The 14,601-nt window shown below is 50.9% G+C and carries 14 protein-coding genes; 7 read left to right on the top strand and 7 right to left on the bottom strand.

Features of this window, described 5'->3' with window-relative positions:
- Positions 1-77: 77 nt before the first annotated feature.
- The 7 genes from ACY0JR_RS03225 to ACY0JR_RS03195 all read right to left on the bottom strand — a co-directional run bounded on the left by ACY0JR_RS03225 (position 78) and on the right by ACY0JR_RS03195 (position 6,437).
- The gene (locus ACY0JR_RS03225; RefSeq protein WP_462632423.1) at positions 78-1,436 is read right to left on the bottom strand and encodes a sensor histidine kinase; all 1,359 of its coding nucleotides are present in this window, start codon (positions 1,434-1,436) and stop codon (positions 78-80) included.
- Entirely contained in the window at positions 1,426-2,805 is a 1,380-nt protein-coding gene (locus ACY0JR_RS03220) for a sigma-54-dependent transcriptional regulator (RefSeq protein WP_462632422.1), read from the bottom strand. The genes ACY0JR_RS03225 and ACY0JR_RS03220 overlap by 11 nt, the downstream gene beginning before the upstream one ends.
- A gap of 288 nt (positions 2,806-3,093) precedes the next feature.
- Positions 3,094-3,372 (bottom strand): GNAT family N-acetyltransferase, encoded by a 279-nt coding sequence (locus ACY0JR_RS03215; protein WP_462632421.1) that lies wholly within the window; start codon positions 3,370-3,372, stop codon positions 3,094-3,096.
- A gap of 30 nt (positions 3,373-3,402) precedes the next feature.
- A complete protein-coding gene (locus ACY0JR_RS03210; RefSeq protein WP_462632420.1) occupies positions 3,403-4,041 on the bottom strand; it encodes an alpha/beta hydrolase in 639 nt (212 codons plus the stop codon).
- A gap of 80 nt (positions 4,042-4,121) precedes the next feature.
- A complete protein-coding gene (locus tag ACY0JR_RS03205; RefSeq protein ID WP_462632419.1) occupies positions 4,122-5,063 on the bottom strand; it encodes a ring-cleaving dioxygenase in 942 nt (313 codons plus the stop codon).
- Between the two features lie 9 nt (positions 5,064-5,072).
- Positions 5,073-5,783 (bottom strand): pirin family protein, encoded by a 711-nt coding sequence (locus tag ACY0JR_RS03200; protein ID WP_462632418.1) that lies wholly within the window; start codon positions 5,781-5,783, stop codon positions 5,073-5,075.
- A 117-nt stretch (positions 5,784-5,900) separates the two neighbouring features.
- Positions 5,901-6,437, bottom strand: coding sequence for a YceI family protein (locus tag ACY0JR_RS03195; RefSeq protein WP_462632417.1), 537 nt, complete (start codon positions 6,435-6,437; stop codon positions 5,901-5,903).
- Positions 6,438-6,955: 518 nt separating this feature from the next.
- Between ACY0JR_RS03195 and ACY0JR_RS03190 the strand changes: the two genes are divergently transcribed.
- The 7 genes from ACY0JR_RS03190 to ACY0JR_RS03160 all read left to right on the top strand — a co-directional run bounded on the left by ACY0JR_RS03190 (position 6,956) and on the right by ACY0JR_RS03160 (position 14,600).
- The gene (locus tag ACY0JR_RS03190) at positions 6,956-8,206 is read left to right on the top strand and encodes an efflux RND transporter periplasmic adaptor subunit (RefSeq protein WP_462632416.1); all 1,251 of its coding nucleotides are present in this window, start codon (positions 6,956-6,958) and stop codon (positions 8,204-8,206) included.
- A gap of 247 nt (positions 8,207-8,453) precedes the next feature.
- Positions 8,454-9,143, top strand: a complete 690-nt coding sequence (locus ACY0JR_RS03185; RefSeq protein WP_462632415.1) for an ABC transporter ATP-binding protein — start codon at positions 8,454-8,456, stop codon at positions 9,141-9,143.
- An 11-nt stretch (positions 9,144-9,154) separates the two neighbouring features.
- On the top strand, positions 9,155-11,566 hold the full coding sequence (locus ACY0JR_RS03180; RefSeq protein ID WP_462632414.1) for an ABC transporter permease: 2,412 nt from the start codon (positions 9,155-9,157) through the stop codon (positions 11,564-11,566).
- Positions 11,567-11,871: 305 nt separating this feature from the next.
- On the top strand, positions 11,872-12,759 hold the full coding sequence (locus ACY0JR_RS03175; RefSeq protein ID WP_462632413.1) for an STAS domain-containing protein: 888 nt from the start codon (positions 11,872-11,874) through the stop codon (positions 12,757-12,759).
- Between the two features lie 12 nt (positions 12,760-12,771).
- Positions 12,772-13,170, top strand: coding sequence for an STAS domain-containing protein (locus ACY0JR_RS03170; RefSeq protein ID WP_207433808.1), 399 nt, complete (start codon positions 12,772-12,774; stop codon positions 13,168-13,170).
- Complete coding sequence (locus ACY0JR_RS03165; RefSeq protein WP_462632411.1) at positions 13,154-13,567, top strand: anti-sigma regulatory factor; 414 nt, start codon at positions 13,154-13,156, stop codon at positions 13,565-13,567. The genes ACY0JR_RS03170 and ACY0JR_RS03165 overlap by 17 nt, the downstream gene beginning before the upstream one ends.
- Positions 13,557-14,600: a SpoIIE family protein phosphatase gene (locus ACY0JR_RS03160; RefSeq protein WP_462632410.1), complete on the top strand. Its 1,044-nt coding sequence runs from the start codon at positions 13,557-13,559 to the stop codon at positions 14,598-14,600. Before ACY0JR_RS03165 ends, ACY0JR_RS03160 begins: the two co-directional genes overlap by 11 nt.
- Position 14,601 lies beyond the last annotated feature (1 nt).

Below are 14,601 nucleotides of genomic sequence, written 5' to 3'. Positions count from 1 at the left end.
TATCTTGTGCATGTTGAAGTAAACGGCCTGCCTGCGTGTGGCCGAACTTGTTTTAGGCTTCTTTTCCTTAAACTACCTTAAAAACGCAGCGTGAACGTAGTGCCCTCGCCTAACTCTGAACTAACCGTAAGCGAGCCTTTGTGCAGTCGCATAATCTGGCGGGACAAACTCAGCCCGATGCCGGTGCCGGTGGGTTTGGTGGTGTAGAAAGGCAGAAAAATCTGCTCCAGCGCTTCTTCGGCAATGCCGCTCCCGTTATCCGTGACCTGAATGACCACGCGGCTATCCTGGTCTGAGAAAGCTTCTAGCTGCAGGGTTTTCACCGGCTGGTCTACTAAGGCGTGAATGGCGTTCCGGATGAGGTTAATGAGCACCTGTTCCACCAGTTCGCGGTCAGCGAGCACTTGTAGGTCTTCTAAGGGGCAATGCCATCTAAGCTGAATGTGCTCATGGGTGAGTTCCTCCTGAAAAAGCGTTTGCAGCTGTTTCAGCATTTGGGGCACCGAGAAGAACTGCTTTTTGGGTACCGGCACCCGGGCCAGACTCCGGAAATCCTGCACAAAACGCACCAAGCCCTGGCTGCGGCGCTCAATGGTTTGCAAGGCTAAACCCATGTCTTCGGTTTCTTCGCGCTGCAACTGAATCTGCCCGTCAGGTTGCGCCTCCAGCACATCCTGGATATCGGCGGCCACGCTGCCTGCCAACGAGGAAATGGGCGTCACCGAATTCATGATTTCGTGCGTGAGCACCCTGATGAGGTTCTGCCATGCTTCCATCTCTTTCTCTTCCAACTCCCGCTGAATGTTCTGGATAGAGGCCAACCGGAAGTCTTCGCCGCGCATGACCAAATCCACCACAAACAAAGACACCGGCACGCGCTCTTTGCCGCGCTTTAACTGCAGTACCACGCTCTGCCCGGCGGGCAGTTGAAGTAGCTGTTCTACCAGTTGGGGGGCTTCCTGGCGCAAGTGTTCCACGTGGGTAAGGTGCGGCACCTGCAACAGGCGCTTGGCGGCATTGTTAATGAGCTGAATCTCGCCCGTTTTCCTGAAAGTAAGGATACCAATACCGATGTGCTGCACCACCGTCTGGAAATACTGCGTGGTGGCTTCCTTCTCAGAACGAATGTCGCGGAACTTCCGGATGACCTCATTGTAGCGCTGGTAGAGCTCGTCAAAAACCTTTCCTTCGCCGCGCGAGGAGAAAACCTCAGAGAAATCATCGTACTTGATGGTGTTCAGGAATTTGATGAGCCGTTCGGTGGTACGTTCAATGTAGAGGATCAGCGCTATGGTCTGGGCCACAATCAAAACCCCAATGGCTACCTGCGTAGCTACCAGCGATGCCTTGAAATCTACCTCAAAAAACAGAAACACCGAGGCCACCAGCAGCAGCACCCGCAAAATGACCTGAAACCGGAAGTTCTTAAAGCCCATACTTCTCCAGACGGCGGTACAAGGAGGCGCGGGACAAACCCAGTTCTTTGGCGGCCTTAGAAATATTGCCTTCGTACTTGCCCATGGCCTTCACCACCGTGGCCCGCTCTACTTCATCCAGATTGTGCGTTTGCGGCATGTTTTCTGAAAAAGAGGGCTGATTCATCTGCAAAAAGAAGAAATCCTGGGGCTGCAGTATGTGGTTTTCTGAGATGATAGACGCGCGCTCCAACACATGCTCCAGTTCCCGAATATTCCCCGGCCAGTCATACCGTTTCAGCCGCTCCAGCGCCGCCGCCGACACGGATTTAGCCGGTTGCTTGTACTTCTGGGCGTAGCGCTTCAGGAAATGGTCTACCAGCAGCGGCAGATCTTCCAAGCGGTCGCGCAGGGCGGGCAGATGGAGTTCTATGGTGTTGATGCGGTACAGTAAATCCTGCCGGAAACGGCCCTGCTGCACCATCTGCTGCAAGGGCATGTTGGTGGCGCAAATGAGCCGCACATTGATGGGAATAGGCTGCCCCGTCCCTACCCTGATTACCTCGCGACGTTGCAGCACGGTGAGCAGCTTGGCTTGCATGGCCATGGATAAATTGCCAATCTCATCCAAAAACAAGGTACCGCCATTCGCCATTTCAAAACGACCTACGCGGTCTTCTTTGGCATCAGTAAACGCGCCTTTCTTATGGCCGAATAATTCGCTTTCAAACAAGGTCTCGGTGAGCGAACCCATGTCCACGGAGATAAACACCTTATCGGCGCGCGCCGATTGTTGGTGCAGGCTGCGCGCGATGACTTCTTTTCCGGTACCGTTTTCGCCTAAAAGCAATACATCAGCATCGGTCTTAGCCACGCGGCCCATAAGGTGCAACAACTGCTGCATGGCCGGGCTTTGCCCCGTCACCAAATCCACATTCTGGCTCAGTTGCGAGGCCAACGCACTGTTGGTTTTCTTGAGCGTGGAAATCTCTTTGTAAGACGTCTTCAGCTTAGCCGCCGCCGAGAGCGTGGCAATCAGTTTCTCGTTTTGCCAGGGTTTCAGCACAAAATCAGTGGCACCTTCTTTCAACGCCCGCACCGCCATCTCCACATCTCCAAAGGCCGTAATCATAATGACCACTGCCGAGGGGTCTTTGTCCAGGATTTCCTTCAGCCAGTAAAAGCCTTCGTTTCCGCTGGTGGTGTCTTCCCGGAAGTTCATGTCCAACAGGATGAGGTCATAGGTGTCGTGGTTCAGGAGGAACGGGATCTTGCGCGGGTCTTTCTCAATAAGTACCTGCTGGGCATACTTCTTCAGCAGCATCTTGGCTGAAAAGAGAATGTCCTCGTTGTCGTCTATGATCAGGATCTTGCCTAGGTTCTGTTCCACGGGATTTGGCTGCGTTTTGTAAGAAGTACACCTAAACTGTGCCAGACCAAGAAAAATGTGCTGGAGCGGCTGGCAAGGTGAATTTACAAATTCAACCGACAAGATAGTGTTCAAGGCTGAACAAAAAGTGTTCGCTGGTGAACACCTCCTCGTAGGGGCAATCCCTTGTGATTGCCCTCCCCCTTTGCCGATGAATGTTTTCTGCTATCGTAGGACAGGTCGCGACCTGTCCGTACATTCTGTGGGAAACGGCATGGGAATGGAAAGGGGCAACCACAAGGGTTGCCCTTACTTCTTCACCAGTGATTGGTATTCAGGGTGCTTTTTCAGGTAAGCGGCCATGTACGGGCACAAAGGCACCAACTCTAGCTTTTCGGCTTCAATGTAAGCCAATACCTGTTTGGTCAAAGCCGCGGCAATACCCTGCCCTTCCAGCTCTTTGGGAACAATGGTGTGCAGCACGGTCATGACGTTGTTTCTCATTCTGTACTGCACAACGGCGGTATGCCCATTTACTGTGGTTTCAAACCGATGGGCTGCCGGGTTGTTTTTGATGTCTAGTTCCATAGCTGCTTTTGCTTCATTTAAAAATAAGCATTATTCGCTTACCTGCGCTTTGGTCAGTATCTCCCGGGCCAGGTTTATTTCTTCGGGCAGAATGGTGTGCGGACGGCCTTTGTAGATTTTTTTTGTGACCACGGCACCCATTCTTTCCATGATTTGGACGGTCTCCTCTACCCTGCTTACTGGCACGTGCGCGTCTGGGTCACCCGTAGTAATCAGGACAGGCGTGTTCTGGAAGTCTCCCTGGTAGTTACTGGTGTCCGGTTGCGGACCAATCAACCCGCCAGTGAAGAGGAACAGCCCGCCAAATTGCTGCGCGTTTCTGGCAGCGTACTCTGCCGTAAGGCAAGCACCCTGTGAGAACCCCAATAAGTAAATATGTTGGCTGCTAATTCCCTCCCCAATAATGGTTTTTACCAAGTCATGGATTTGCGCCAGCGCAGAATCCAGCGCGGGTTGGTTCTGCTGGGTGGGTGCCATAAAACTGTAAGGGTACCAGCTGTGGTTGGTGGCTTGCGGCGCGAACAAAGAGAAATCATCTACCGGCAAATGGTCTGCCAAAGACAGAATGCTTTCTGCGGAGGCCCCACGGCCGTGAATCATGATCAACGCCTTACCCGTTTCTGACAAAGGCTTGCCTTGGGTAATAACCTGTTTTTGGTGGGTGTACATCGCTTTTGTGATTACATAAGTGACCAGAAAGTGCCTTACGGCCGAAGATCTTCTTCGGCCGTAAGGCAGCCTTTTCGTTTTTAGTCTAGTTTTGGCAAAACAGCCTCAATATCGGCGCGGCGTGGCTCGTACTGCGGTGGCAGCAACAAGCTGGAACCCAGTTGGTCCCAAGGCTCATCAATCCCGAAGCCGGGGTTATCAGTGGCAATCTCAAACAACACCCCACCCGGCTCCCGGAAGTACAGTGAGTAGAAGTAGTTGCGGTCGATTTTCTCGGTAATCTGCAAACCCAGACCGGCGCGCCTTACTTTCTGCTGGAACTGCATGAGCGTTTCCTCGTCTTTCACCCGGAACGCGATGTGGTGATTGGTACCGGCTCCGCCGATGCCGCGGGCCTCGTTGGGTAATTCCACCAGGTCAATGATGGCGGCATGCTCCACGGCATCGGTGATGTAGCGGTAACGGTTGCCGCTTTTCTCCAGCAAGGTGTAACCTAAAATATTGGTGAGAACCGCCGCGGTACCTTTAATGTCACGCAGGGTTAAGGTCACGCTGTGGAAGCCTTTAGTGGCGACGCTGGCGTTCACTTCCTCTGTTTCCCAGACTACCCGGTTGTCCTGGTTTTTAGGGATAACCAGCTCCAGTTTGAGGCCGTCCGGGTCCAGGAAGGTCAGGTACTGCTCCCCGAATTTCTCCGAAGGCTTGTTGTAGATGACGTTGTGCTTCTCAAACCGGTTTATCCAGAAATCAAAGCTTCCTTCGGGCACCGAGTAACCAATGTTAGTGGCCATGCCGGTTCCGGCGCTGCCACGGCGCGCACCCTCGTATGGGAAGAAGGTTAAGATGGTACCCGCACTGCCGCGCTCATCGCCGTAGTACAGGTGGTAAGTGCCGGGGTCGTCAAAGTTGACGGTTTTCTTGAGCAGGCGCAGCCCCAGGACTTTGGTATAGAAGTCTACGTTCTTTTTAGCCGAATCTGCGATGGCCGTAATGTGGTGCAGGCCTAATATTCTATTTTCCATGATGCGTGATTAATGGTTGATAGGTACCTCAACGAGGAGGAATCTGCTATCGGTTTGGAAACTAAATTGAAGCTGATTTGTGTCCCAAAGACCCAACGCTTCGCGGTCAGTCAGCGGCTCGCCATTCACTTGAAATGAACCGCTGATGTTGAAAACGAAGAGGCCTTTGTTCAGAGGGTTAAAAGAATACGTAAGCGGCTGGCCTTTCTCAAAGTACCCCAAAGAGAGTTTCGCGTTCTGGTTTATCCAGCAGTGGCTTTGGCCTTCCTCGTTGCTCACAATGGTGGTCAGCTGGTTGACCCGTTTCTCCTCAGGGAAGAAGCGGCGCTGGTACCGGGGCGTGATGTTCTGCAGCTTGGGTTCAACCCAGATCTGCAGAAAGTTGACCTCGTCCTGGCCCACATTGTGCTCCTCGTGCCGCAGTCCGCTGCCGGCGCTCATAATCTGCACCCAGTCTTTGTGCACCGTTTCTTTGTAGCCCAAAGAGTCAATGTGACTCATGGACCCGGAGAGCATCACGGAGATGATTTCCATGTTGGCGTGCGGATGAATCCCGAAGCCGTTTTCCGGTGCCACGTAATCATCGTTGAAGACCCTGAGCAAACCAAAACCTGCCCTTACCGGATTATAGTGGCTGGAGAAGCTGAAGATGAAATTGCTCTTCAGCCAGCCTATGTCTTTCAGGCCCCGTTGCCCGGGCGAATATCTTTCTAGTTGCATCTCTTTTGTTTTAGGAGATTGTACGGTAACAGGTAAGAAGAACCCTGCAGGTTTGTGTTACTTCTTGGTTCTCTTGAGGATGGGCCGTGCTGCGCGGCTTGCTTCCCCGGCGAAGGCTTAGCCTTGTTTCACCAACTGGATTTCGGCTTGCAGCTTGATCTCGTCGCTCACTACTACGCTTCCTGCTTCGGTCACGGCATTCCAGGTAAGGCCAAACTCTTTGCGGCTGATTTTACCAGTTACGGTGAAACCGGCTTTGGTTTGTCCGTATGGGTCTACCACAATACCGCCAAACTCTACCTTCACGGTCAGCGGCTTGGTGATGCCTCTGATGGTTAAGTCGCCGTGAAGTTGGTAATCATCGCCACCTACGTTTTCATAGCGGTTTCCTACAAACCGAATCTCGCCGTGATTCTCTGCATCAAAGAAATCAGCTGATTTCAAGTGCGTGTCACGCTGCTCGTTGTTGGTGTTGATAGAATTCACATCGGCGGTGAACACAACGCTGCTTGCGCTGGTGAACTGCTCATCTTCGGTTTCTGCCTCCACGTTAAAGTTCTGGAAGTAACCAGTCACCGTAGTGATCATTAAGTGTTTCACTTTGAACTGTACTTCTGAGTGCATTGGGTCTACTGCCCATTTTGTAGTTGCCATGGTATTACTTTTTGTTTAGATTAACTGTTACTAATTCTGAGTTGATGATACAAATGTATATACATTTAATGTATATACATATAATTCTCGCTAAAAGTTTCAAAATATTTTTCTTCTCTCTTACACCCTCATCCGGAAGCACCTAACTTTCAGACATTAACAGCGACCCATGCACCACCCAAAGCAATAAGGCTTTGGGTGGTGCATGGGTCGTTTCTACCCCGTTTTTGTGAAAACAAGTGGAATATACTCTAACAGGTTTACCCTCCAATTGCTCTAGTTACAAGCTGAAAGAACCTTGGCGTATTCTCTCAAGAACTCAGTAAATTCCTTATTCCTTGGTAGTCGGCAAAGTACGTTCGGGCACACGCGGTGTTCAGGTGATGTGCGGGCATGAACAAAAAGTGTCCGCTGGCGCACACTCTTGAAAACCAACAATTAGTTTATCTCTGAATTACAGCCATTTACAAAAGTGGCACAGCAATTGGCAGGACTACTACACATTAGAAGTAATTGTCATGGACCGCATCATAGAAAAGAAACGTTGGACGCCTACCAAAATAGCCGGTTACGCAGGAGCCGTGTTACTGATAGGCTTACTGACCTACTTCATTGCCTTCGCCGATAACCGCTCCAAACTGAACATAGAAAGCCAGAAGGTTACCATGGCTACTGTGAGTCAGGGCTCTTTTCAAGAGTTTATTCCGGTAGATGGCACGGTGCACCCAATCAAAACCATTATGATTCCGGCGGTGGAAGGCGGTACCGTAGATGAGAAGTATCTTGAAGGTGGCAAGCCGGTGAAGCAAGGTGACCCTATCCTCAAACTCACCAATAACCGTCTGGTGCTGGACTTCATGAACCAAGAAACCCTCATGAACGACCTCATCAACAACCTGCAGAACTCCAAACTGAGCCTACAGCAGAATAAATTCAACCTGAGACGCCGGTTGGCTACTTTGAACGCACAGGTAGATGCTGCCAAAGATGTGTATGAGCGCAATATTTCCTTGTATGAAGCTAAAGCCGTGTCACAGCAAGAGTTTTACGGGTTCAAAAGAGAATACGACCGCTTAAAAGCCGAACGGGTGATTGAGCTGGAATCCCAAAAATTTGAAGAAAACAACGCTAAGCAGCAAATAGCCCAACTGGAAACCACCATCAACCGCACCAGCCGCAACCTGCAGATGATGGAAGACAATCTCAAGAACCTGTACATCAAAGCCCCCATTTCGGGGCAGCTTTCCTCTATACAGGTGGAGTTGGGAACGCCGGTGGAAGCAGGCCAAATCATTGGGCAGATAGATGATTTAAGCGGTTTCAAGGTAAAAGCAGAACTGGACCAGCACTACGTGAGCCGCGTGTTTGCCGGGCAGCGGGGCTCCTTCACCTACAACAGGCAGACCTATCCGCTGGAAATTTCTTTGGTGTACTCAGAAGTGACCAATGGGCAGTTTCCGGTGGATATGAAGTTCATCGGGAAAGTGCCGGAAGGCATTCGCCGTGGGCAGACCTTGCAAATCAGGCTGCAATTATCTGACCCTGCCCCAGCGGTGTTGCTACCCAGAGGTGGTTTCTACCAAAGCACTGGCGGCGCCTGGGCCTATGTCCTGGATGAATCTGGAAAAGTAGCCACCAAACGCAGCATCCGCCTGGGCCGCCAAAACCCCGAGTATTATGAAGTACTGGAAGGCCTCAAACCCGGTGAGCAGGTAATTGTCTCCTCCTATGAGACCTTCAACGACAAAGACAAGTTGGAGCTGAAATGATAAATTAGTCCTGAGTTCTGAGTCTTGAGTTCTGAGTTGAAATAGTCTATGGCGCGGAAGTTTCTTCCGTGACTTTCTTGTAGAGAACTCCTTGAGTCACGGAAGAAACTTCCGCGCCATAGTAAGCAATGAAAACACCAGCTAATACCTAATCAGCAACAGAAATCATCCTCTACCCCCTTTAAAGGGAGGACAAACAACAAGAGTATTTGAAAAATCAACAATAAGCCATTAACAATAAAGCCCTATGATAAAGACCGTCAACCTTCAGAAGAAATATACCACTGATGAGGTGGAAACCACCGCGCTGGTGAATGTAAACCTGCATGTACGCCAGGGCGAATTTGTGGCCATTATGGGTCCTTCGGGTTGTGGTAAGTCCACGTTGCTGAACATCATTGGTTTGCTGGATAATCCTAGCAGTGGTGAGTTCCACTTTCTGGACCAGGAGATCTCTAGATTCAGTGAGCGGCAACGGGCGAACCTGCGCAAAGAGCACTTGGGCTTCGTGTTCCAGAGTTTCAATTTGATTGATGAACTGACCGTGTATGAAAACGTGGAACTGCCATTGATTTACCTGAAGGTGGGCAACGCGGAGCGCAAGCAACGGGTGGAACAGGTATTGGAGCAGATGCAGATTGCCCACCGCCGCAACCACTTTCCGCAGCAATTATCGGGTGGTCAGCAGCAGCGGGTGGCCATAGCGCGGGCAGTGGTTTCCAAGCCTAAATTGTTGTTAGCAGATGAGCCTACCGGTAACCTGGACTCGGCCCACGGCCAGGAAGTGATGCAGTTGTTGAGCAGCCTGAACGAGCAAGGAACCACCATTGTCATGGTAACCCACTCCCCTACCGATGCTGATTACGCCCACCGCATTGTGAACCTGTTTGACGGACAGATCATCTCTGAGAATGTGAAAGAGCTTGCCATCTTGTAACACCGGTAGCTATGTTCAAGAACTATTTTCTAGTAGCCGTACGCACACTTCAGCGCAGCATGGGGTACACTGCCCTTAACGTAGTAGGGCTGGCTTTGGGCATCACGTGCAGTCTGTTGCTTTTTCTGGTAATTCGGCATGAGCTCAGCTATGATACTTTCCATAGCAAGGCAGAGCGTACCTACCGGATAAACGTGGACAAGGTTTCAGCCCACGGGCCTGAGAACTCGGCGGGTACGCCGTATCCTATGCTGGCCACGCTCAAAGCGTCACTGCCTGAGTTAACGCCTGCCACGCATTTATTCAATGAAGAAGGCGGCACGTTTACCATTGTTACTTCTAATGATAAAGTGCCGCCCAAGAAATTCAGAGAAGAAAAGAACGTCTTGTTTGTGGAACCTGCCTTCTTTGACCTGTTTGACTTTCCTACCAACGGCGTCAATGCGAAAGAGGCTATCAAAGACGTGAACACCGTTCTGCTCACCCAAAGCATTGCCGATAAATACTTTCCCGGTGAAAACCCGGTGGGCAGGGTGCTGCGCATGAACAACAAGGTGAACCTGAAGGTGACCGGGGTAATCCCAGATGCGCCGGCCAACACAGATTTGCCTTACCAGATGCTCATTGATTACGAGTCTTCCAAAAAAATCAACACGTTCTCCAATGATTCCTGGAACAGCACTTACAGTAACCAGCAGGTGTACTTCGCAGTATCGCCGGGTGCTAACCTGAAACAAGCCGAAGACCGCTTAAATGAGGTGGCCGCGAAGTACCGTCCTCATTCTCCCGGTGAAAAAGAGCGGTACACGTTTCAGCCCCTTTCGCAGATGCACTTTGATGAACGGTATGGCAATTTCAGTAACCGCACGGTTAGTAAAACCACGCTGTGGGCACTGGGTCTGATTGGAGTGTTCCTGGTGCTGGTAGCGTCCATCAACTTTGTAAACTTAGCCACCGCACAAGCCTTGCGCCGAGCCAAAGAAGTGGGTATGCGCAAGGTGTTAGGTGCCAACAAATCGCAACTCATGACGCAGTTCCTGCTGGAGACAGGTTTGATTACATTTTTCTCCCTTGCCCTGTCTGTGGTTTTTGCGGAGTTGCTGCTGCCCTCCCTGAACAAGCTGTTGGAGCTGCACATCTCGTTTTCCATTCTGCACGATGCCCAAGTACTGGCGTTTCTGCTAGTGACGTTGGTGATGGTTACTTTCTTTGCGGGCTTCTATCCTGCGTTGGTAATTTCAGGATTCCAGCCCATTTCAGCACTCAAAAGCAAGACCGCTACGGCCAGAGTGGCGGGGCTGTCGTTGCGCCGTACGCTGGTGGTGTTGCAGTTCACCATTTGCCAGGTGCTTATTATTTGTACCATCATTGTGCACAACCAAATGGAATACTTACGGTCGGCCTCACTGGGGTTTGACAAGGAAGCCATCGTGAACATACCACTCCCTTCGGGCAAAGCCCAGGACTTGATGGCCCTTCGGCCGCAGATAGAAGCGCACTCTGCCATCAAAGCAACTTCCTTTGCCATTGCCCCGCCGTCTGCCAATATTGACATGAACACGTCTTTCCGGTACGATGACTTTTCTGTGGAGCGCAACTTCAGCGTGAACATGAAAATGGCCGATGAGCATTATCTGAAGACGTTCAACATTCCGTTACTGGCGGGCCGCATGTACGAGAAAAGCGACACCATGCGGGAGTTCCTGGTAAATGAGACCTTCCTGAGGCAAGTGGGCGAAAAAAATCCGCAGGCGGCTATTGGCAAAGACCTGGTGATAAACGGAAATCAAAACCAAGGCAAGATTGTGGGAGTGGTGAAAGACTTTCACCTGGCCTCCTTGCGTGACGAAATTCCGCCAGTGGTGATGTCCACCGCCACTTATTTTTACATGTTTCTTAATGTAAAACTGGAGCAAAAAAACGCGAAGGCAGCCCTGGCCCATCTGCAGAATGTCTACCAAACCGCCTACCCAGAGGATGTGTTTTATTATGAGTTCTTTGATGATTCCATTGCCCGTTTCTATGAGGAAGAACAGCGGCAGGCGCATTTGTTCAAAATCTTTTCGGTCATCGCCATTCTCATTGGGTGCCTTGGGTTGTATGGCTTAGTGTCTTTCATGGTGGCGCAGCGCACCAAAGAAGTAGGCGTACGTAAAGTGTTGGGCGCTTCCTCCGCTAGCATTGTAGGGTTGTTTTCTGTGGACTTCGTGAAACTGGTGCTCATCGCCTTTGTCATTGCCGGACCTATTTCTTACTACTTTATGGAAAAATGGCTCCAAAACTTCACCTACCGCATAGACATCAGTTATTGGGTGTTCTTAGCCGCCGGAGCCCTTACCTTATTGATTGCCTTAACCACGGTAAGCGTACAGGCACTAAGAGCTGCGTTCTCTAACCCGGTGCGGGCTTTGAAAACAGAATAGAACCCAATTCCTGTGCCCTGTTTTAGGACTACTTTCTTCAAAATAACCTTAAAACAGAGATACAAAATTGAACTGCTTTCGGGTTAACCAATGCCCCATATTTGAGTGTTTCCCCGCCGTATTTCCCGGCGGGGATTTTTGTTTTACATGGGCAGAAAAAGGCGTTTTCAAAAACAAATCTTGATTACTCCCGTTTAAGACGCTTTATTTCTTACTTTTACCCCATGCCTCCTACCCCTCGTTTTTGGGCTGTTTTCAGGAAAGAGGCGAAAAACCAAAATTGTCTCCCATAACCTGCACCCCTTATGAACAAAGAAAGCGCCGCGGCCCTGAAAGGAAAGAAAAAGCAAATCATGGAAGTATGGATGGCCAACCAGTTGAAAGACGCCGCCCTTCGTGATGATTTAATGAGTGTGGCCGATTTGCAGCAGCAATCAGAGGAATTATTGTCCTCTTTGTTGAAAGCGTTTGGCTCTGCCCGCGCAGAAGACACCGAGTCTGAAGGCTATGAGCCTATCCATGATATTCTGAATGAAATCTCCATCATGCGGGCCCGCCAGGGCTTTTCGCCGCGCGAAACCAGTTCTTATGTTCTGAGTTTGAAAGAGGTTTTGAGCCAGATACTGGAAGAGCGTTTCAGAGAGGAGCCAGTGGTGCTGTACAAAGAGATAATCTCCATGAACAAAATTATGGACAGCCTGAGCCTGCTCACCATGGAAACCTACATCAAAGGCCGCGAGGAAGTAATTCTGCGCCAGACCAATGAGATGAGCGAAATTTCTACGCCGGTAATACGCGTGTGGGAAGGAATTCTGGCGCTGCCGATTATAGGAACGCTGGACAGTGCCCGTACCCAGGTAGTGATGGAAGCGTTACTGGAAGAGATTGTCGCCACGGGTAGCCGCATCGCCATTCTGGACATTTCTGGGGTGCCTACGGTAGATTCTCTGGTAGCCCAGCATTTGATTAAAACCGTGAGTGCCGCCCGCTTGATGGGTGCCGAGTGCATCATCAGTGGCATCAGAGCCGAGATTGCGCAGACCATTGTGCACCTGGGCATTGACTTAACCAATATCTACACCAAAGCCTCCTTGGCCAGCGCCTTGAAGATGTCTTTCTCCATGCTGAACATACAGGTAACCCGGGCAGCTCAGAACGGGCAAATTGGCTCTAAACAGAACTTCGGGTTTTAACGCAACACTGCCATGGAAAGAATTCCTATTTTAAAAATGGGCCCCTTCCTGCTGGTCACCATTCAGGTGGATTTGTATGACCGGCTGGCCCTTACCCTGGAGAATGACCTCATCAACATGGTGAGCAAGACCGAAGCCAAAGGCGTGTTGATTGACATTTCTGCGGTAAGCATTGTAGACTCTTTTATGGGCCGTATTTTGGGCAACATTGCGTCTATGTCCAAAATTATGGATGCCGCCACGGTGGTGGTGGGCATGCAGCCCGCGGTAGCCATTACGCTGGTAGAACTGGGGCTCACCCTTTCTGGCGTACACACCGCGTTAGACGTAGAACAAGGCATGGAACTGTTACGCAATAAAATTGGCCACCTAGACACCGATGAGGAAGGCCTCTATGATAGTTTTATCTAAAGAGAAGCTCCCCATACAGAAAGAACAGGATGTAGTTCTGTTCCGGAACCGAATCAAAGAATTAGCCACCAAAATTGGGATGAGCCTGGTTAACCAGACCAAGCTCATCACGGCAGCCAGTGAATTGGTGCGTAACATGCTGCGCTATGGCGGCGGCGGTATCATTCACCTGGAAGTTGTGAGTAGAAACAGCATTCCGGGGGTGCGTCTCACCTTTATTGATGAGGGACCAGGCATTAAGGATGTAACATTAGCCATGAAAGACGGTTATTCTACTGGTAAGAGTTTAGGGTTGGGCTTACCGGGGGCCAAACGGCTCGTGAATGAGTTTGATATCAAGAGTGAACCCGGTAAAGGCACAACCGTTACAATCATCCGGTGGAAAAATGGACTTTAATTTTGAGGCGCATCAACAATTCCCTCTGCCAGACCGAAGCTTCCTGAACATATTCAAGCGCGACATCACCAAGATTGCCGAGGCTGCCGGGTTCTCTGAAGCAGAAGCCGGTCGGGTAAACCTGGTGGTGATGGAGATGGCCACCAATTTGCTCAAGCATGCCGGTACCCTAGGCGGAGAGCTTCTGGTGAAACCCGTTTGCCACGAGAACGGAACTGCCTGCGGCATAGAACTGCTGTGTCTGGACAACGGCCCCGGCATGAGCGACCCGCAGCGCATGATGGAAGACGGCGTATCCACCTATGGCAGCATGGGCCAGGGTCTGGGCGCTATTAAACGGCAATCAGATTTCTTTGACATTTATTCGCAACGCGGCATAGGTACCGTTCTTCTCTCCCGCATTTACCGCAAAGGGCAAGCCCCCAAATCGGCGGCCCGCAGTGCCCAGCGGTTTCAGGTGGGTGCCGTGATGGTACCCAAAGCCGGGGAGAAAGTAAGCGGCGACGGCTGGGGAATCAGGCTGTCACATGAAGGCGCTTACTTGATGACCTTAGACGGATTGGGCCACGGCGTGCACGCCCATGAGGCTGCCGTAATGGCCCTCAAGGCCTTCCAGCAGCAGCCTAAATTAACTCCCTCTGAGATGCTGCGCGGTATCCATGCTGAAATCAAAAGAACGCGAGGGGCCGTGGGCGCTATTGCCCATTGGAACGCAGAAAGCGGCTCCTTGCTTTTCTGTGGCATAGGCAATATTGCGGGTCGCCTGATTATGTCAGACCGATCTAAGAGCATGATTTCCTACAATGGTACGCTGGGCATGAACGTGCCTAACACCATTAATGACCAACACCTTCCCTGGGAGCGGAACAATGTCATGATTCTGCACTCAGATGGCCTCAAAACCAGGTGGGATTTAAGCAAGTACCCGGAACTGACCAGGCATGACCCAACGTTGATAGCGGCAGTACTCTACAAAGACAACACCCGCACCACAGATGACACCCTGGTGGTGGTGGTACGCGCTACAGAATAAT

The sequence above is a fragment of the Rufibacter sp. JT3400010 genome, from assembly GCF_054956755.1.
Note: the sequence above shows the minus strand (reverse complement) of the source record. Positions and strands in the feature narration are given on the sequence as shown.